16 protein-coding genes and 1 pseudogene are annotated in these 20,419 nt (G+C 43.2%); 4 read left to right on the top strand and 13 right to left on the bottom strand.

Features of this window, described 5'->3' with window-relative positions; all coding sequences use genetic code 11:
* Nucleotides 1–602: 602 nt before the first annotated feature.
* From ASD40_RS18610 to ASD40_RS18600, 4 genes and pseudogenes are all read left to right on the top strand, one after another.
* On the top strand, nt 603–1,517 hold the full coding sequence (locus ASD40_RS18610) for a proline dehydrogenase family protein (protein WP_057304671.1): 915 nt from the start codon (nt 603–605) through the stop codon (nt 1,515–1,517).
* Between the two features lie 26 nt (nt 1,518–1,543).
* The gene (gene pruA, locus ASD40_RS18605; protein WP_057304670.1) at nt 1,544–3,112 is read left to right on the top strand and encodes an L-glutamate gamma-semialdehyde dehydrogenase; all 1,569 of its coding nucleotides are present in this window, start codon (nt 1,544–1,546) and stop codon (nt 3,110–3,112) included.
* Between the two features lie 206 nt (nt 3,113–3,318).
* Nucleotides 3,319–3,492 (top strand): annotated as a pseudogene (locus ASD40_RS38705) (NAD-dependent malic enzyme); the annotation flags it as partial.
* Between the two features lie 180 nt (nt 3,493–3,672).
* Nucleotides 3,673–4,473: a DUF2935 domain-containing protein gene (locus ASD40_RS18600; RefSeq protein ID WP_057304669.1), complete on the top strand. Its 801-nt coding sequence runs from the start codon at nt 3,673–3,675 to the stop codon at nt 4,471–4,473.
* 375 nt (nt 4,474–4,848) lie between these two features.
* On the opposite strand, the gene leuB is transcribed toward ASD40_RS18600, so the two are convergent.
* The 13 genes from leuB to ilvB form a co-directional block, all read right to left on the bottom strand.
* On the bottom strand, nt 4,849–5,928 hold the full coding sequence (leuB, locus tag ASD40_RS18595; RefSeq protein WP_057304668.1) for a 3-isopropylmalate dehydrogenase: 1,080 nt from the start codon (nt 5,926–5,928) through the stop codon (nt 4,849–4,851).
* A gap of 151 nt (nt 5,929–6,079) precedes the next feature.
* A complete protein-coding gene (locus tag ASD40_RS18590) occupies nt 6,080–7,198 on the bottom strand; it encodes a Ger(x)C family spore germination protein (protein WP_057304667.1) in 1,119 nt (372 codons plus the stop codon).
* The gene (locus tag ASD40_RS18585; protein ID WP_057304666.1) at nt 7,195–8,295 is read right to left on the bottom strand and encodes a GerAB/ArcD/ProY family transporter; all 1,101 of its coding nucleotides are present in this window, start codon (nt 8,293–8,295) and stop codon (nt 7,195–7,197) included. Before ASD40_RS18585 ends, ASD40_RS18590 begins: the two co-directional genes overlap by 4 nt.
* Complete coding sequence (locus ASD40_RS18580) at nt 8,292–9,410, bottom strand: Ger(x)C family spore germination protein (protein WP_057304665.1); 1,119 nt, start codon at nt 9,408–9,410, stop codon at nt 8,292–8,294. The genes ASD40_RS18585 and ASD40_RS18580 overlap by 4 nt, the downstream gene beginning before the upstream one ends.
* Nucleotides 9,407–10,507, bottom strand: a complete 1,101-nt coding sequence (locus ASD40_RS18575) for a GerAB/ArcD/ProY family transporter (RefSeq protein WP_057304664.1) — start codon at nt 10,505–10,507, stop codon at nt 9,407–9,409. Before ASD40_RS18575 ends, ASD40_RS18580 begins: the two co-directional genes overlap by 4 nt.
* The gene (locus ASD40_RS18570) at nt 10,504–12,048 is read right to left on the bottom strand and encodes a spore germination protein (RefSeq protein WP_057304663.1); all 1,545 of its coding nucleotides are present in this window, start codon (nt 12,046–12,048) and stop codon (nt 10,504–10,506) included. Before ASD40_RS18570 ends, ASD40_RS18575 begins: the two co-directional genes overlap by 4 nt.
* 154 nt (nt 12,049–12,202) lie before the next feature.
* Nucleotides 12,203–13,042: a VanW family protein gene (locus ASD40_RS18565; RefSeq protein ID WP_156390096.1), complete on the bottom strand. Its 840-nt coding sequence runs from the start codon at nt 13,040–13,042 to the stop codon at nt 12,203–12,205.
* Nucleotides 13,043–13,143: 101 nt separating this feature from the next.
* Nucleotides 13,144–13,434, bottom strand: coding sequence for a hypothetical protein (locus ASD40_RS18560; RefSeq protein ID WP_057304661.1), 291 nt, complete (start codon nt 13,432–13,434; stop codon nt 13,144–13,146).
* A 176-nt stretch (nt 13,435–13,610) separates the two neighbouring features.
* Nucleotides 13,611–14,807, bottom strand: a complete 1,197-nt coding sequence (locus tag ASD40_RS18555; protein ID WP_057305084.1) for an aminotransferase-like domain-containing protein — start codon at nt 14,805–14,807, stop codon at nt 13,611–13,613.
* 96 nt (nt 14,808–14,903) lie between these two features.
* On the bottom strand, nt 14,904–16,451 hold the full coding sequence (locus ASD40_RS18550; protein ID WP_057305083.1) for a 2-isopropylmalate synthase: 1,548 nt from the start codon (nt 16,449–16,451) through the stop codon (nt 14,904–14,906).
* A 321-nt stretch (nt 16,452–16,772) separates the two neighbouring features.
* The gene (gene ilvC, locus ASD40_RS18545; protein ID WP_047681140.1) at nt 16,773–17,765 is read right to left on the bottom strand and encodes a ketol-acid reductoisomerase; all 993 of its coding nucleotides are present in this window, start codon (nt 17,763–17,765) and stop codon (nt 16,773–16,775) included.
* 151 nt (nt 17,766–17,916) lie between these two features.
* On the bottom strand, nt 17,917–18,405 hold the full coding sequence (gene ilvN, locus ASD40_RS18540; protein WP_057305082.1) for an acetolactate synthase small subunit: 489 nt from the start codon (nt 18,403–18,405) through the stop codon (nt 17,917–17,919).
* Nucleotides 18,405–20,150: a biosynthetic-type acetolactate synthase large subunit gene (ilvB, locus tag ASD40_RS18535; protein ID WP_057304660.1), complete on the bottom strand. Its 1,746-nt coding sequence runs from the start codon at nt 20,148–20,150 to the stop codon at nt 18,405–18,407. Before ilvB ends, ilvN begins: the two co-directional genes overlap by 1 nt.
* Between the last annotated feature and the right edge of the window lie 269 nt (nt 20,151–20,419).

Raw genomic sequence — 20,419 nt, 5'->3', positions numbered from 1 at the left:
CTTGGCACCTAATGGATGCCTTGGGTAGGTGACTGTTTTTGAATGCGCTATAAGTCCTTATGTAGCAAGAGGTTTGAATTATGAAATTGACTCTAATGTACAACAATTTGGCCCCAAATAGATCATTTCGCAACAAATATGCTCAAAATGTTGTACGAAATGCAACTTTAAGCTGTAATATAGCCTTTTGACGTGTGAATTGTTGTACAACATACAACATATAGCCTATCTTCACTCACAAAAGCTGAATGACCATCGCATTTTAGAGTTATGTATGCCCCTAATCAAATGATTATGCACTTCTTCCACTACTCTATTTCACTTAACCTAGCATAAATCCGTAACTTACTATCTTATCGAAAATAAGCTTCGTCACCTCCCCCACCCTCTAAAAAATATAAATCATGAAAAAGGTTAGTCCCAGAAGTAGTCAAATCTCTACTTGCATAGCGTGTATGAAAATAGTTATTCAACGAAAATGTTCAACCATTTTATCCGAATCCCATTATTTTTAAACAATGACTGTTCAAAATAAAAATAATGGTGTATATTTCTCTCATATAATTAAACAACATTGTTCAATTCTTCTGGGGGAATCATACATGGAAATGATGCTGAGAAACATGTTTCAATCATTGGGCAAGAGCCGTTCTGCGAATCGATTAGCCAAAAAGTACGGCCTTCGTTTTGGAGCCGCCCGCTTCGTAGCTGGCGAAACCATCAAACAATCCATTGATGCTGTAAGCGGGCTCAATAAGGATGGCCGAATCGCGACTTTAGACCATCTAGGAGAATTCGTCTTTAGTGAAGAAGAAGCTACATTGTCCGCTGATATGTGCATACAAACATTAGAAGCCATTGCCAGCTCGGGTGTACAGTCCAATCTTTCTTTGAAAATGACATCACTCGGCCTAGATATCAGCAGAGAGCTTTGCGTAAACAATATGAAACGAATTCTGAATCGAGCGCGCCAATATGGCAATTTTGTTCGGATTGATATGGAGGATTACGCGCACTGCCAAGTTTCGCTGGATATTTACCGGGAGCTTCGAGAAGAGTTCGATAATGTAGGGATCGTGATTCAAGCTTATCTGTTCCGAACGGAGCAAGATATCCAGGATTTGAGTGCGCTGAGTGCCAACTTGCGTCTTGTTAAAGGGGCATATAAGGAATCCCCTCAAGTTGCTTTTCCAGTAAAGAAAGACGTTGATGAAAATTATAAAAAAATCATTCAAATGCATTTGAAAAATGGTCATTATACGGCTGTTGCCAGCCATGATGAAGTGATCATCAACTTCACGAAACAATTCGTAAGTGAGAATGGAATCTCCAGAGATCAATTCGAATTTCAGATGCTTTATGGCATTTGTGAAGAGATGCAGAAGCAATTGGTTAAAGAAGGCTACCGTGTCCGCGTCTATGTTCCCTATGGTGTCGATTGGTTTGGATACTTTATGAGACGGTTAGCCGAGCGGCCAGCGAATGCCTGGTTTGTTCTTAAAAATATGTTTAAATAGGCCCGCAAAGGGAGAGGAGAATGAATATGAGCACATTTACAAAAGTAACCCCTTATGCAAACGAACCGTTCACTAATTTTTCTTTGGATGAAAATAAGCAAGCTATGGAAGCCGCTATTGCGAAAGTGAAATCGGAATTAGGTCAAGAGTACCCGCTTTATATCGGATCTGAGAAAGTAGTTACTGAAGCGAAAATCAAATCCATTAACCCAGGCAATGTGGATGAAGTGATTGGTTATGTGAGCAAAGCGAATCAAGCACTAGCGGAAAAAGCAATGGTCGCTGCTTTGGAGACTTTCGAATCTTGGAAGCGTGTTCATGTTAAAGAGCGGGCGGAATATTTGTTTAAAGCGGCAGCGCTTATGCGTGAACGTAAGCATGAATTTTCTGCACTTATGATTTTGGAATCAGGTAAGAACTACGTAGAAGCTGACGTAGATACCGCGGAAGCTATTGATTTCATCGAGTTCTACGCTCGGGAAATCATTCGTTTGAGCGAAATCAATGAAACTCAACCGTTAACCAAAATTGCCGGTGAAGACAATAAAATTTCCTATATCCCACTTGGCGTTGGCGTCATTATTCCGCCGTGGAACTTCCCGCTCGCTATTTGCGTGGGCATGACGACTGCTGCCGTTGTATCAGGTAATACGGTTCTTCTTAAACCTGCTTCCACAACGCCAATCATTGCGCACAAGTTTGTTGCTTTGATGCGAGAAGTAGGACTTCCAGACGGTGTTATCAATTTCATTCCGGGAAGCGGCGCTGAAGTTGGCGATTACTTGACGACACATCCAAAGACTCGTTTCATTAGCTTTACAGGTTCCAAAGAGGTTGGTCTACGCATTAACAAGTTGGCCGCGGACACGGTTCCAGGTCAGATTTGGATCAAACGCGTCGTTGCTGAAATGGGTGGAAAAGACGGCATTATCGTCGATGAAACGGCTGATCTGGATGCAGCAGCATCCGCGATTGTCGCATCAGCGTTTGGATTCCAAGGTCAGAAATGTTCAGCTGGTTCCAGAGCGGTTATTGTGGAATCCGTGTATGACCAAGTTATAGAAAAAGTAGTCGTTTTGACGAAACAACTGCAAATCGGGCTGCCAGAAAACAATTTCGCTGCAGGTCCAGTTATCGATAAGACTTCGTACGAAAGAATTTTAGAATATATCGAAATCGGGAAACAAGAAGGCACTCTGCTTGCCGGCGGTGAGAAGGCTGAAGGAAACGGCTATTACATCCAACCGACCGTGTTCGGTAATGTAAGCGGCAAAGCGCGGATTATGCAAGAAGAGATCTTCGGACCCGTGCTCGCTATTGCGAAAGCGAAAGATTGGCAGGAAGCAATCGCAATGTACAATGACACTGAATTCGGTTTGACCGGTTCTTACTTCTCCACGAACGAAGAACGTATCGCTGAAGCTCTTGAGACCGTGCATTGCGGCAACTTATACATCAATCGTAAATGTACAGGTGCATTAGTCGGTGTACACCCGTTTGGCGGATTCAATATGTCAGGTACAGATTCCAAAGCAGGCGGTTATGACTACCTGTTGCTCTTTACACAAGCTAAATTAACGTCCCGCAAAATTTAAGGCAGTGTGGGGCCCTCTAATTACATGGAGGGCTCTTTTTTTAAGAGTATTTTTCAACATATAAAAGGAGAGACTTTGAGCTCCGCTCAAAGATCCCTAAGCGGAGAGACTTTGAGCTCTGCTCAAAGATCCCAAAGCGGAGAGACTTTGAGCTCTGCTCAAAGATCCCTATATTAGGAGGCTAATAAGATGAGCGTTAAGGTAGAAAATGCGCCGCGGCGAGAGCGATTGCTTCCGTCGTTTCAGAGGCAGAGCTCAACGAACATTACATTATCCCTAGTATTTTCAATGAGCAAGTTGTGATACAAGTGCGCAAAGCTGTGATTGAATCGGCCATTTTAACGCATGTTGCTCGGAGAACTCCGCCTGAGTTTAGGTAATAGGAAATAAACCAACAAGAGCAATGAGTAGTTTGCTACGGCGAGCCGCTCCTTGTTCTTTTTTTACTTCTCAAATCAATCGCAGTCATCCGTTGTCCTATTTTCACGACATCTGCATAAGCGCCTCCCGTGAAGATTATACATAGGGTATCAGACTACTTCTTGAGGAGAGTGTCAAAATTGTCAAATGAGTTCGTTAGTCGTTCATTGGATGAGATACGGTTCTGGTCACGTATTATGAAAGAGCATTCTTTATTTCTGAAGCTGGGATTTCGGTGTGAGGATACGCAATTAATCCAAGAAGCAGATCATTTTTATCATACTTTTGAACAAATAGAAGGCAAATCTCATGCATTCACAGAGTTAACTGATCCTGAGCAGATCATACGCTTTAACATGGAAGCTCACTTAGCGGCAACCCATATTTGGGCTTTTAAAAGAAGGGTTTTAGGTCTCATCATCCAATGTAAACTTCCAGGCGGTAACAATTTCCCTTTATTGGTTGATCATACCAGTAGAGAGGCCAATTATTTTAGAAATCGATTAGAGGAATTGAATGCTGGTCGATTAGAACCGCTGCCCGATGCAATCATTGATGAAAATGTTTTCTTTTTGAGAATAATGGCTGACCATGCGAAGTTCATCGGACATCTCCTTGATCCGTCCGAACGACAACTAGTTGAGCAAGCTCGCCACTTTAGTCAAGATTTTGACCAACTGCTCTTTCAAGCTGTTGATTTAAGCGGAATGCGCCCTCAATCTCAAACGGAGCCGCTTCTCGACCAATTCCTTGATCAGAATCGGGTTTCTGTTGTTTCTCTGCGAGATTTCAAAAAGACTGCAAGGGATTTGATCGAAGCTTGTCGTATAAAAAGCATCATTCATCCTTTACTTGCTGACCATGTGTTTCGAGAGGCCGAAAGATTCCTCTATATCATTGATATGTTCGAAGCAAGCTTAACAAGAAAACAAAGTTCATAATAGACGGAGTCTTTAATCAGGATCAATCGTCAAATAGACTCAATTGAGATGAATGAATCCGGTTCGTAGTTGAATGATGTTGTAGAAAATGCAACAATTGCTTCCTAAATCTCGCTTCTTTCCCTTCGTTGTTGTACAATGTACAACACTTCCACCCCATACAGGTGATTTCACAACAAATGGGAGCAAAATATTGTACAATCTGCAACTTCAAGTTGCAAAATGGCCTTTGGGCGTGTGAATTGTTGTACACCGTGCAACTTCCAATCTATTTCTCCATTTCTCCATTTCTCCAAAAAATCCCTAACCCTCCAATAAAATTCAAAAAAAGCTCGCCCCCCGAAGCCTCTACGGCCTCGTCGGGCAAGCTCTTTATTATTTACGCATAGCGTCTACGATCAGTTGGCCCATTGCAAGAGTACCGATTGCTTTGCTCTTGTCAACCGCGATGTCGCCTGTACGGTGACCCGCATCCAGCACTTCTTTCACTGCACGCTCGATGGAATCCGCTGCTTCGTGGTAACCGAAAGTCAAACGGAACATCAATGCTACGGAAAGAATGGTTGCGATTGGGTTGGAGATGCCTTGACCTGCAATATCCGGAGCGGAGCCATGTACCGGCTCGTACAAGCCGAAGGCGCCTTCGCCAAGAGAAGCGGATGCCAACATGCCGATGGAACCTGTCAGCATAGCTGCTTCATCACTCAGAATATCGCCGAACATGTTTTCAGTCACGATGACGTCGAAGCTGGATGGGCGGCGCAGCAATTGCATCGCACAGTTATCAACGAGCACGTGCTCTAGCTCAACATCCGGGTAATCAACCGCAATGCGGTTCACAGTTTCGCGCCATAGACGGGAAGTTTCCAGAACGTTCGCTTTGTCTACAGAAGCAAGCTTCTTGCGACGTGTCTGTGCGATTTCAAATGCTTGACGAGCAATACGCTCGATTTCAGTAACATTATAAGCACAAGTATCGACAGCTTCTTGACCATTTGCTGTTTCACGACGGAATTTCTCACCGAAGTAGATCCCGCCAGTCAATTCACGAACAACGATCAAATCCGTTCCTTCCAGCACTTCAGGCTTCAACGTGGAAGCTTCTTTCAAGCAGTCAAAGATGAAAGCTGGACGAATGTTCGAGAAAAGTCCAAGCGCTTTACGAATACCGAGAAGACCAGTTTCAGGACGAAGCTCTTTGGAGTTGTTATCCCATTTCGGTCCGCCAACAGCTCCAAGAAGTACAGCGTCTGCCGATTGGCAAACCTTCAACGTTTCTTCCGGAAGTGGCGTCCCTTTCTCATCAATCGCAATCCCGCCGAATAAGGCGTGCTCTGTTTCAAATTGATAACCGAATAATTCTTCGGTACGTTTCAATACTTTTTCCGCTTCTGCAACGACTTCTGGACCAATGCCATCTCCAGCGATTACAGCAATTTTTTTCACATCTGCCATGACTGCCATTCACTCCTTAGATTAGTAAACCTGCTATTGAAAGCATTTACTATCGTTATATACTGCTAACATTGTATCATAAGTAGCCCCTCTTCTTTAGATATAAAAGCTATCGCATTTATAGGTATCACCTATTAACATTTCTCAAGGACTATTCAGAAACACCAATGCTTTTAATGATTACTTTAGGTGAAACATTGACTGTTGCTTCAGATAGCGCTTTTGCCCAGTTATCTTCTACCTTCTTCCAGTCTTTATTCTGATATGCGCGTACATAGATACCAAACTGAAAAGGATCTACTTGATATTTTTGAGCTTTCTTGATTAAAGCCTCGCATTCTTTCTTCAACTCTTTTTCAATGACTTGTTCCAGCTGTTTTTTCTTCTCATCTAAATCTAAGGTAAACAAGCGCTCCGTCAAATCGATCTGAACCTTCATCTTAATATCGATTGTAAGATCGCCACCTTCAAAATTCGCCTTCATCTTAGGCTTTGCCTTTGTTATATTGAAACCCACATAGGACAACTTTTCATCCGTATGGAACATTTCAGGAGGTAAGTGAAACGTTAACGGTATAGGGTTATTCACATTGCGCTGTAATAATAGGAGCAGAGAACTTTCTTGATGATTCAAAGAAGTCGCATAGGTGCCGTCTTTATGTAAAAGAACAGTACCTGAAATAACGAGGTCATTTTTCTCTACTTTCATCTCCGTTAAAGTAGGCGTCATTCCTTTATCCTTCATTTGTTGGTGAAATTGCTGTAGTGAAGTTTGCACGGTAATCCTGCTCTTATATGCGCTATCTAGCATTTGTTTAATCACATTGGAGATTATGCCTTTATCACTCATGTTCGTATACATCACATCTTTAATGGTCCCATCAACTACAATCACACTCGCATTAATCTCATTTCGGGAATCGCGGAAGAGAACATCCAAATAGGGGAATGCGTTTCTATGCAGCAGCAGTTTTTTTCCTATAAGCACATTTTGCGATTTTCCATAAGCAAGGTTGCCGCTTGTCTTACTATTAATTTCCCCTTTTGATTTGCGCATCGTTTTAGCACTTGTTGAAGTGATCTTATATCTATCCGTGGCTTCTTTGTTGAAGACAGGAGTTGACGTGTATACGATTAGCTTATTGTTCTCATCAAAATCTATAGCCTCTGTAAGAACAAACTGTTGATTCTCTAAATAAATGGCTTTACCGCACCCCGTTACAAACAATAAAATTACTACAGTTAAAAAAATGGTACTGAATTTCTTCATAATTGTTGTTCCTTTCTTCTGCGATGAAAAAGCCATCCGTAAATCCAAAGGAAAATGGGGAACACAAGAGCGAAGCATAAACCTATAGTCTCCTGTGATTCGCCCATTTTAATTATTTGAGAGGAAGTAGGGATAAAAAAGAATGACATTACGATCCATAGGATCATATTTATTCGTAATACATTTCGATGATCCTGCTTGCCAAACAATTGACTTGTTCCTAGCGCAGCCGTGTAGAGGTAAGGAATAATCGTCATAAATATGATAAACAAATAAAAGGACAGGCCGATAATCTCCAGCCGTTCCAAAAAAGGCAATCGGATAACTTTCAATAAGTTGAGCACAGGATAAATGTATTCTGTCACCTCAACTGGAGAGAATTTAACAAAACAGACGATTGTAGTCGTTAAATAGATAACCATAGATAAGGAATTTGCAATAACAATTCCCTTGGATGCTGATTTCTTATCCTTTAGAAAAGGATAAAGAATGAAAGCCAATTCAAATCCAAGGAAAGAAAATACGGTTGATTTTACATTAGAAAGAACAGGATACAATCCTCCTTTTCCAATCGGAAGCAGGTACATCCACTCTATATCCTTTAGTGTTAATAACAACATGAAAGGCATCCACAACGTGACCATAAATACAAATTCAGCAAAGAGCCCGATCACCCTTATTCCTTGCTTGGTAATCATATAGATGGGAACGATAAACAGGATCATTAGGATGAAGTTCCGTATATCCGGAACGATCCATATCTTTAAGATATGAATCGTTGCAAACATGATTGTAATTGCTGAATATGCCGCGAAGAGTATCCATGCTACTGCTAACCCTTTACCCACCCACTTACCAAAGTATTTAGATAAAAGTTCGAATAATGTATACTCGGGATTTCTCTCCATAATTCGTATGATGACCAAGCTAAACAGCATAGACAAAATCCAACCCAATATAATGGATATCCATCCGTCGGTACCCGCTGTTTTAGCTAAATCGCGGGGAAGGGATAAGACACCGATCCCAACTTGGGTTTCAAATATAATAAGGATGTATTGTTTCAAGGAGATCTGATTCATCGAATATTTGTTCATTCGAAAACTCCAATACTTTTGATGGCAACTTTAGGTGAAACATTAACTGTTGCTTCAGATAGAGCTTTTCCCCAGTTGTCCTCTACCTTCTTCCAGTTTTTATAATCGTGCGCTCTCACATAAATCCCAAAACCATAGGGGTCGACTTGATGCTTTTGAGTTTTCTTGATTAAATCCTGGCATTCTTTCTTTAGTTCTTGTTCAATCGCTAGTTCCAACAGTTTGCTCTGTTTTTCCATGTCTAAGGTAAACATGCGTTCCGTTAAATCGATCGGAACCTTCATCTGGATATCGATGGTAAGATGGTTTCCTTCGAACTTTGTCTTGAAATTAACCCTTACCTTATTCATATTGAAACTCACATAAGACATTTCTTCATCCGTATGAAACATCTCAGGAGGAAGGTGAAACGTTAACGGTATAGGATTGTTCCTATTGCGCTGTAACAATAGAAGTAGAGAAGTTTCTTGTTTATTCAAAGAAGCAGCATAGGTACCATCTTTATGTAAAAGAGTGGTCCCTGAAATAACGAGATCATTCTTCTCTACTCTCATTTCAGTTATGCCTGGCGTTATTGCATTATCCGTCATTTGTTGATGGAATTTCAGCAGTGTAGTTAGCACTGAAATTCTGCTTTTATATGTGCTTTCTGTCAATTGCTTGATCACAGCACCGATTCGGCCTTTATCACTCATATTCGTATACATCACCTCTTTCACAGATCCATCAACCACAATCAAATTTGCATTAATTTCATTTTTGGGATCGCGATAGAAGACATCCAAGTAGGGTATTACATTGGTTTGTTGCAGCATTTTTTTTCCTATAAGAATACTTTGCAATTTTCCAGCTGCAATATTACCGCTTAGTTTCGACTCGAGTTTTTTCTTCGATTCACGCATCGTATCCGCAGTTGTGCTTGTAATTTTATATCTATCCTTAGCTACGTTACTGAAGACAGGACTTGAAGTGTAGACGACCAACTTCTTTTCTTCATCAAAATCTATACCCTCAATAAGAAGAAACCGTTGAGTCTCTATATAAACGGCCTTGCCGCACCCGGTTAACCATAATAAAGCTGCCCATGTTAAGAAAATGCCATGCCATTTCTTCATTGTTTCTGTTCCTTTCTAGCGAGATGAAACAACCATCCGTAGATCCATAACAAAATGGGGAACACAAAAGCGAAATAGGTACCTGCCATCCCCCATGGTTTGCCTATTTGAATGATTTGGGAAGAAGAAGGGTGGAAAAAGAAAGACACTAAAATCCATAGGCACACGAGTATTCGTAAAACATTTCGATGATCCTGCTTGCCGCATAATTGACTTGCTCCCAGCACAGCTGTGTAGAGGTAGGGGATGATCGTCATAAATAGAAGAAACAAATAAAAGGAAAGAAAAGTGATCTCCAACCGCTCTAAAAACGGCAATCGAATGAGCTTCAATAAGTTGAGCGTGGGATAAGCGTAGTCTTTAATTTGATCTTGAGAAAACCTAACAAAACTTATAACTGTCACCATTAAAAATACAAACATGGATAAAGAGTTTGCAATTACAATTCCCTTGGTCGCGGATTTTTTGTCCTTTAGAAACGGATATAGAATGAAAGCCAGTTCAAATCCAAGGAAAGAAATGATCGTTGATTTTACGGTAGACAGAATGGGAAGCAATCCTTCTTTACCGATTGGAAGAAGGAAAATCCAATGGGTATCCTTGAATGCAAAAAACAACAAGAAAGGCATCCACAAAGAAACCAGAAAAACTAACTCAGCAAAGATCCCGATCACCCTTATTCCATGCTTCGCAATCATATAGATGGGAATGACGAACAGGATCATCAAGATAAAGTCACGAATATCCAGAATGATCCATACCTTTATGATATGGATCGTTGAAAACATAACCACACTTGCTGCAAATGCCGCATACAGAATCCAAAAAACAGATAAACTTTTACCCACCCATTTGCCAAAGTATTTAGATAAAAGTTCGATTAACGTATATTCGGGGTTTTTCTCCATAATTCGAATGATGATTAAGCTTAACAGGATAGACAATATCCAACCCAATAAAATGGATATCCATCCATCCTTACCGGCAGTTTTCGCTATATCGCGGGGAAGGGATAAGACACCGATCCCGATTTGCGTTTCAAATATAATAAAGATGTATTGTTTCAAAGAAATTTGATTGAACGAATATTTATTCATGGTTGATCTTCACCTTCTCTGTTTGCTCCCTGTCTTTGTAGTTGAGTTGGATCAGCTGAGAGCGGGCGTTTTTTCATTTTCCACATGGGGACCCGAATCCATACGTCTTTCCAATCAGACAGTCGGATTGGAGCAACTGGACTTCCATAGGAAATCCCAAAAGATTCCATTGAAATCAGGTGTGCCCCAATAATCATCAGCCCTATCACAATGCCTACCATACCGAACAAAGAGGCCATAATCATCATGGGAAAACGGAGCAATCGCAGAGAAGATGACATGTCGTAATCCGGGATAATAAAAGAGGAAATAGCTGTGATAGCAACGATAATCACCATAATATTACTTACAATTCCCGCTTGAACTGCCGCCTGTCCGATGACAATACCCCCTACGACTCCAATTGTTTGTCCAATAGGGCCTGGAAGACGCAAACCAGCTTCTCTTAACATCTCTAGGGCTAGCTCCATGAGAAATGCCTCTACAATCGGAGGAAAAGGCACCTTTGCTCTGGATTCCCCGATCGATATCAACAAATCCAAAGGTAGTACTTCATAATGAAACGAAACAATGGCTATATATACAGCCGATAAGGAGATCGTCGTAATTAAGGCTAGAAAACGTAATAGACGTAGAAAAGTGGCTATGATCCAGCGATTGCTGTAATCATCGACACTTTGAAAGAATGCCGAAAAGGTCACAGGAGCAATGATCACACTGGGTGAATGGTCGACAATGACGACTATTCTTCCTTGCAAAATATGAGCTGCTGCAGAATCCGGACGTTCCGTCATGATTAATTGTGGAAAAAGACTTATTGGATGATCTTCTATAAATTCCGCTAATTCCCCCGTATTTAGAATGGCATCCACATCAATTTGCAGCAGACGGTCCTCCATTTCTTTCACGAAATCGGGTTGTACAACATCTTCGAGATACATCACAGAAACTCTCGTATTTCCCCGTGATCCGACGAAATATTCTTTTATTTTCAGTTCGCGATTAGGAAGATAGCGCCTGATAAGGGCAATATTCTGCCCGGACGTCTCCACAAATCCTTGATGCGACCCCTTTAACGTCGATTCGATTTGCGGCTCTTTAATCGCTCTTTGAGGCCATCCTTGCGTATGTAAAACAAGCGAACGCATCTGCCCATCAATAAGCAGGATGCTCTTACCTTGGAAAATCGAGTTTTCAATATCTGACCATAAGCTTACAATTTCTGTTTTTGCAATCGTAATGGAAGAGTTCCAAATATCGTTAACCGATTCGATTTCATAGATGAGCGGTGTTAAGATGTTATTATTAATCGCTGATTTATCAATAAGCCCTTCCAAATAAACCAGTACAGCATTGCCCCCAGTTCTTAATTGAAACTTACGAGTAACAAGATCTGGGGCATGACTAAATAAGGCGTGTAGGATAATTAGGTTATCTTCTAGGGTCCCCGAAATCGGATGATTAAGATGATTAAGATGATCAGATGATTTCTTGACTGGAGCTGATTTTATGCCATTTAACCATCTACGGATCGTCCCCATCCTGCACCACCCTTCTGATATCATGTACCCAATAGTTTCCCATATATAGGCAAAATTATTCGGAAACCAAGGTCATGTAAACAAAAGCAAAGAAGCCATCTGGATTATCATCCAAACAGCTTCAATAGAAGGTTAGAATTCCCGTTTATCTTGGTTACAACGATAAATTTTCTAGATTTGCAGTTGATGTTGTGCCTTGCGGCAATAGAGGCTCATACATCATTATGGCATGATTCTCAGTCACCCATTCATCACCAATGATTTCACCTTCCGAGTTCAGCACTCTGCGATGTATCTCATTATGACGAACATAACCGCCCCAGTATTCGCGCGAGATCCAATGCTTGTTCTCGTAAATTTCATAAGTATGAATGGGTGGCCTAACAGCACGCCACTCCCCAACCAAATGAGTATCCGTTACCCGGATAACGAGTTGAAACTCCTCCGTCGTCTCATTAAAAATTTGCAAGTCTACATAATTGTAGAAACAAGTTGCTCCGCTTCCAAAAGGTTGACTCCTACCTGCATCCGGAAATACGTCATAGCTATGGCGATACCTTTCCTTTACGGTAAGTGGCGTATGCAGTGTCATCCAGTAGATTAAATTCGAAAGCTGGCACAACCCACCTCCGATGCCCGCCTGCACCTTCCCATGAGAAAGCATCATGCCTTCCAGATAACCTTTACGCCGTGTCGTACTGCCAATTAACCGCCAATAGGAGAATGTTTCTCCTGGCTTCAGAATGACACTGTTTAACTGCTTGGCTGCGATCTTTAGATTAATCACTTTATTATGTTGCAACCACATATCTACATCCTTCAGCTGTCTAAGGAGTGGTGTTTTATGTGAAAATAGGAGATAAGGGAGAGACTCTGCTTGCTTCTCCTTGGCATATGTCTTACCATCCAAAAACCACTGAAGATACCTTTTAAGTCGATACACTTTTTTACCCAGGAATATTCTTGCTCGGCTTCGGTTGATGGGTTTAAGCAAAGATAAGCCTCCTTCAACAACAGACAATTTCTTCGATCATTGTGAGCAAAAAAGCCTCCAATGCCAGTAGTAACTTGCTGACTTGGCGGCTTTTTATGACCTTAGAGCTTTGAGATAACGATGGAAATAAGAATACCCGTAATGGATATCCAAAAGAGATAAGACTTTACGATTCTACCAACCAATGAATCTTGGAATTGAAAATGTTTCTTTTGATTATGTTCCATAGTCAAATCAGTGGCTGACCCGCTAGTGCCGCCCAAACCAGTCAAACTAGTAAATCCCTGACTCGATGCACCTTTTGCAATAAAAGTTACAATCAGCAATAATAAAGAACCCATGAACAAATAATTGGAAATCTGTATCCACATGAAGTCACCAATCCTTTCCATTGTCCTCCTTTTATCATAATTTGTAATATATTCCATGTCAATGATCCGCCAAATCCCATAGAAGATACCTGGAGATAGGCAGCTCTTTGGATTCTGTATTTCCAATATGGATCACAAAAAAACACCCTCCTACTGATGGTCTTTGACGACCAATTCGCATGAGGGTGCGTTATCTTCTATGCATTTTGTAGATATGATTCCATAGCCTTAGCTAATTTCTGCATACCAAGAATTGTGTTCGCTCGATCCGTATGTGTGTAATTCAGGCGCATTGTGTTGTATTGTGGATTTTCGGCGTAAAAAGTGGATCCTGGTACAAACGCTACGCCTTCTTTTACCGCAATTTTCAGCAGATCTTCGGCACGAATATGCGCTGGCAGCTCCACCCAGATGAACATGCCGCCCTTCGGTTCTTCCCACTTCAGTCCAGGCCAGTTTAAATCTTTCAATAGGCCTGACATGAATTTCATTCGATCCAGATATTGCTCACGAATTAAGGAGATATGTGCGTCGAGATCAAAGTGCTCAAGCAAATGATACAGCGTTTGCTGATCAATTGTGCTGGAGTGCAGATCCGCAGATTGCTTAAAACGAGCAATTTGGCGAATAACGGTTTCATCGCCCATGACCCATCCTGTACGGAAGGCAGGCGCGACGGTTTTGGAGAATGTGCTGGTATAAACAACATTCCCGCCCTCGGCTTTCCCTCCCAAAGAGAAGATGGATGGGTATCTTTCGCTTTCGTTAAATTGGATTTCTCCATACGGATCATCTTCCAAAATAAGCACTTCCGCGCCGCGGCAAATATCCAGTAAGCCTTGACGACGTTCCAAGCTCCATGCACGGCCTGCCGGGTTAGAGAAGGTCGGAATGACATAAACCATCTTCGGATTGTGCTTCGCAATTTTGGCCGCTAGATCTTCAAGAATCATACCGTCATTATCGCTATCAACCGAATAAATCTTAGCGCCTTTGGCTTGAAATACTTGAATGGCCGCCAAATACGTTGGGCTTTCAACAAGAATGATATCGCCTTCATCAATATAAACACGCGTAAGAAGATCAATCGCTTGCTGAGAACCCGTCGTCAGCAGCATCTCGTCAGGTGTTACTTGCATATTCTTAGCAGCCATTCGCTTGCATAAGGATTCACGAAGTGGCTTATACCCCTCGGTCAAACCATACTGCAGCGCTGACTTCCCGCCGCCAATCACTCTTTGAAACGCATCAGCAACCGCGTCCAAGGGAAAAAACTCTTCAGCAGGCAATCCGCCGGCAAAAGAAATAATCGAACTGCCTTGTGTCAGCTTGAGAATTTCTCTTACCGCCGAGGATGAGAAACCTTCAAGCGATTTAGAAAATCGATATTTCATAAATGGACGCATCCTTTCGCATTTGTAGAAAGCACCCCTCCTCGCTATGCTTGGAGGTGAGGTGCTTATCTGGGTGGTGCCGTGGACTCAAGGTTATTAAATCAACGTGACGTTGCTTCTGTTGCTTGTTGGGGTTTTGCGTTTATCAATGAGCCTGTTCACAGCGTCCAAATACGCTTTGGCGCTTGCTTCCAAAATATCCGTGGAAATACCGCGACCTTGAACGGCTACATCGTTCTGCTTAAGAACAACGTGAACCTCGCCTAATGCATCTTTCCCGTGGGATACGGATTTGATGGAGTAGTCATCCAGTTCGACGTCTTCCTTCGTTGCTTTATCAATCGCATTGTAAATCGCATCAACCGAGCCGTTACCGACCGCGCTTTCAGCCACTTCAGTACCGTCCTGGAAGCGAACATGTACCGTTGCTGTTGGTGTCATCTGGTTGCCATAAGCAACCTGAAGCGTGCCTAGCGCGAAAATTTCCGGCGTCTCGATCAATTTCTCTTCGATCAATGCGCGAATATCTTCGTCTTCAACCTGCTTCTTGCGATCTGCCAAATCTTTGAACTTGGCGAAAGCCGCGTTCACTTGCTCGTCTCCGAGGTCGTAGCCGAGATCAATTAGCTTTTCACGGAACGCGTGGCGTCCGGAGTGTTTACCCATTACGAGCTTACTTTCCTTGACCCCTATGGTTTCAGGGGAAATAATCTCGTAAGTCGTTTTCTCCTTGAGCATTCCATCCTGATGGATGCCGGACTCATGGGCGAACGCGTTAGCGCCGACGATCGCCTTATTGCCTGGCACCACCATGCCGGTCAGCTTGCTGACCAAACGGCTGGTGCGGTAGATCTCTTTCAGCACAAGCGATGTTTTCGCTTGGTAGAAATCCTGGCGCGTCTCGAGCGCCATCACAACTTCCTCGATCGAGGTGTTGCCCGCTCGCTCGCCGATCCCATTAATGGTGCCTTCGATTTGATCGGCACCATTAAGTACTGCCGCTAGCGCATTAGCCGTCGCCATTCCGAGATCGTCATGGCAATGCGCGCTCAGTTGAATCTTCTCAATGCCGGGCACGGTCTCCTTCAGCATTTTGAAAATATTACCGTAGTCGTACGGTGTCATAAATCCGACTGTATCCGGAATATTCACCACGGAAGCGCCAGCACGAATAGCCATTGCTGTTACTTCTGCGATGAAATCCAGCTCTGTACGACCAGCATCTTCGAGTGAAAACTCGATTTTGCTGAAATACTTTTTCGCATATTTAATCGCTGCTTCGGCTGTCTCCAGCACTTGGTGTTTCTCCATCTTCAGCTTATGCTGACGATGAATAGGAGACGTCGCTAGGAAAAGATGAATACACGGGTCCTGAGCGCCCTGTAGCGCTTCACGAACGGCCTCGATATCACTCTCCTTCGAGCGGGACAAGCCGATAACAGAGGCATTCCTGACCGCTCTCGCAACGGCATTCACACCAGCCAAGTCACCAGGCGATGCAGCTGGGAAACCAGCCTCCATACGATCAACGCCAAGCTTCTCAAGCTGCAGCGCGATCTCGACTTTCTCCTGCGTGTTCAGGTTCACACCTGGCGATTGCTCTCCGTCTCTAAGCGTTGTATCAAAGATGTAGATTTTGCGCACCATGTCACCTCCTAAAAGATTTCGATTGTTCTATTAACCATCGAAGCTGAACCCCTGACCGTTCCGGTCTTCAGCATTTGCTTCCGATCACTTCTTGAAAACACGTCCCCTCATCCACTTAAACCAAAGGTTGGGACACGTTTTCAAAGGCGAACGCTACGCTTCTCCAGCAAACACTGAGCCCTCCACTGGGTTGTTCTTCGAAGGATTAAAAGGCACCTCGCCAATTTTTACTCGTCTTTATAGTATTCACAGGGAGTGATTGGGAAATTCTCCTCAATCACTCCCTGTGGAAGGTATTGCTATAATTAGTACTTATGATTACTTTTTGATCCAGTGCATCATTTCGCGCAGTTCTTTACCAACCACTTCGATTGGGTGCTCTGCTTCATTGCGGCGAGTTGCGTTCATGAAAGCAAAGTTGGATTGGTTTTCCAAGATGAAGTCGCGAGCGAATTTACCTTGTTGAATATCAGTAAGAACAGCTTTCATTGCTTTTTTCGTTTCAGCTGTGATGATACGAGGTCCAGTTACATAGTCACCGTATTCAGCTGTGTTGGAGATGGAGCTGCGCATGGAAGCCAGTCCGCCTTCATACATCATATCAACGATCAATTTCAGCTCGTGCAGACACTCGAAGTAAGCCATTTCAGGTGCATAACCAGCTTCAACCAATGTTTCGAAACCTGCTTTAACCAGTTCAGAAGCACCACCACAAAGAACAGCTTGCTCACCGAACAAATCAGTTTCTGTTTCTTCACGGAAAGAAGTTTCGATAACGCCTGCACGTGTACAGCCGATACCTTTTGCATAAGCAAGACCGATTGCTTTTGCGTTGCCAGTAGCGTCTTTCTCGATTGCGATCAAGCCAGGAACGCCGAAGCCTTCAACATAAGTACGACGTACCATGTGACCTGGGGATTTAGGAGCTACTAAGAATACATCTGTACCTTCAGGAGCTACGATTTGTCCGAAATGGATGTTGAAACCATGGGAGAACATGATTGCTGCGCCTTTTTTCATGTTCGGTTGAATGGACTCACGGTAAACGCGAGCTTGTGTTTCATCCGGCATCAAGATTTGGATCACGTCAGCGCGTCTTGCTGCTTCTTCAACGGATACAACTTCGAAACCATCATTTTTTGCAGAGTTCCATGAACGACCTTCACGAAGTCCGATAATAACGTTCAATCCGCTGTCACGCAAGTTTTGTGCTTGTGCGTGCCCTTGGGAACCATAACCAACAACTGCAATCGTTTTACCTTTAAGTACCGCTAAGTCTGCATCTTTTTCATAGTAAGTAGTAACTGCCATTCGAATAAATCCTCCTTTGATATGATGAATCCGTATTGTCTACCCCTTGAGTGGGTGTTTCAACGATTTACCCTTTTCAAGCGCTAAAGAGTACACCGCTGAAAGCCCCACTCAAGGAGGCTTTACCTCTTTACCCAAACTGCTTTATGTCTTATTTAACTGAACCGCGAATCATCGCTGTGACTCCCGTGCGGGAAAGCTCACGGATGCCATAAGGACGAAGTAATTCGACCATAGCATCTATTTTATCTGAATCTCCAACAACTTGCACGATAATTGAGGCTGGCCCAATATCTACCACCGCTGCGCGGAATGTCTCTACAATACCGAGTATTTCCGGACGCATAATCGGTTCTGCATTTACTTTAATGAGTGCCAGTTCTCTGGCAACCATTGGGTTCGAGCTTAGGTCGATGACTTTAATGACGTCAATCAACTTGTACAATTGCTTGGAAATTTGCTCAAGCGTGTTGTCGTCCCCTGTGGTGACAATAACCATTCGGGAAAGTCCGAGTTCTTCGGACTCCCCTACGGTGATGCTTTCAATGTTAAAGCCTCTGCGTCCGAACAAACCGGATACACGCTGCAGGACACCAGGCTGATTGTTTACGAGTACGGAAACTGTATGTTTAGTTGTCATCATTCCGAATCCCCCATTAACATGTCACTAATTGTATCGCCTGCTTTAACCATCGGGAAGACATTCTCTCCTTTTGGCACGACGAAATCAATAACGACAGGACCCGGTGTATCGAGTGCTTCCTGCCATGCTCTTCTTGCTTCTTCCTTCGTCGTGGCACGCAAGCCTTTTACGCCGTAAGCTTCTGCCAGTTTCACGAAATCAGGGCTGCCAGCCAGGTCAATATGGCTATAGCGGTTATCATAAATGATCTCCTGCCATTGACGAACCATGCCCAGCACTTGGTTGTTAATAATAACAACCTTCACCGGAATGTTGTTAATCGCACAGATCGCAAGCTCTTGCGCACACATTTGAACGCCGCCGTCGCCATTAATGGATACAACGAGTTTATCCGGGTTACCCATTTGAGCACCAATCGCTGATGGGAATCCGAAGCCCATCGTGCCAAGACCACCAGATGTGACCAAGGAGCGCGGGTTTTTGAAACGATAGAATTGAGCTGCCCACATCTGATGCTGTCCAACGTCTGTCGTTATGATCGCTTCGCCTTTCGTCGTCTCACTAATCATTTCGATAACGTATTGCGGCTTCAATTCCGTCTCGGTATTGCCATATTTCAGCGGGAACTTCTCTTTACTTTCCTGAAGCTCAGCAATCCACGCTCCGCTCTTCGCAGGCTTTGCTTTGGTATTCGCATATTCCAGAACAGCTTTCACGTCGCCAACACATGGGATATCCGTCTTCACGTTCTTGCCAATTTCCGCAGGATCAACGTCAATGTGAGCGATTTTCTTCACTTTTGGAGCAAAACCGTTCAAATTCATCGTCACGCGGTCATCGAATCGGGAACCGATAGAAATCAAGAGATCCGCATTCTGAATGGCTGTGTTCGCTGTAAACGTCCCGTGCATACCGGGCATTCCGAGCCATAGCTCATGTCCGCTTGGGAAGCCGCTTAATCCGAGCAAGGTCGTTGCAACCGGAATCTGTGTTTTATTAACGAACTCGATTAATTCTTTGGATGCGTCTGCGTATACAACACCGCCGCCTGCAATAATGACCGGACGTTCTGCTTCTTCGATCGCTTTAATCAGCTTATCCACTTGCAGTTTATTCGGTTGCACCGTTGGGTTATAACCGCGGATGCTTACATCCGTTACGGGTTTAAATATCGTTTTATTAGCCGAGACATCCTTTGGTATGTCAATGAGAACCGGACCTTTACGACCTGAGTTCGCTATATGGAACGCTTCATGAATGATGCGCGGTAGATCGTTTACGTCTCTAACCAAGTAGCTATGTTTGGTAATAGGCATCGTAATACCTGTAATATCTGCCTCTTGGAAAGCATCCGTACCAATGAAGTTTGTTGCTACGTTCCCTGTGATGACGACGAGCGGAACGGAATCCATGTAAGCTGTAGCTATTCCTGTGACGAGGTTCGTTGCCCCCGGTCCGGAAGTTGCGATACATACGCCAACTTTACCTGTGGAACGTGCATATCCATCAGCTGCGTGAATGGCTCCTTGCTCATGTCTAGTCAATAAGTGGTTAAAATCATCAAAACCATGCATTGCATCGTAAATGTACAAAACAGCGCCGCCCGGATATCCAAAGACGCAGTCCACACCCTCCAGCAATAAGCTTCTCAGCAGAATTTCGGAGCCTGTAATCAGGTCCGGCTTCGTAAGCTTCTCAATTAATTCTTCTTTTGACTTTTTTGGTTCAGTTTGAACATTCATTGTGATCCTCCTCTCAAAAAGTAAGTCCATGTCATTCTGCGAGCTTTCTTAGACAATAAGAAAAACCCCTATTCATCCCATACACGCACGTAACGTGTAAAACGGGACGAAAGGGGTTCAAGCTTCCGTGGTACCACCCAAATTTGCTACGCGCCTCACAGCACATAGCCTTAGCAGGTATGTTCATGAAGAACAATACCCTCAGCACGATAACGTGTGCTCTTCCGATTTCCCCTATTGCTTGCAGCAATGCCGCATATTTCAGGAAA

Origin of the sequence: Paenibacillus sp. Root444D2 (genome assembly GCF_001426375.1) — a bacterium.
Taxonomy (GTDB): domain Bacteria; phylum Bacillota; class Bacilli; order Paenibacillales; family NBRC-103111; genus Paenibacillus_E.
The sequence above is the reverse complement of the archived record's forward strand: the minus strand, read 5'-3'. Positions and strand labels throughout refer to the sequence as shown.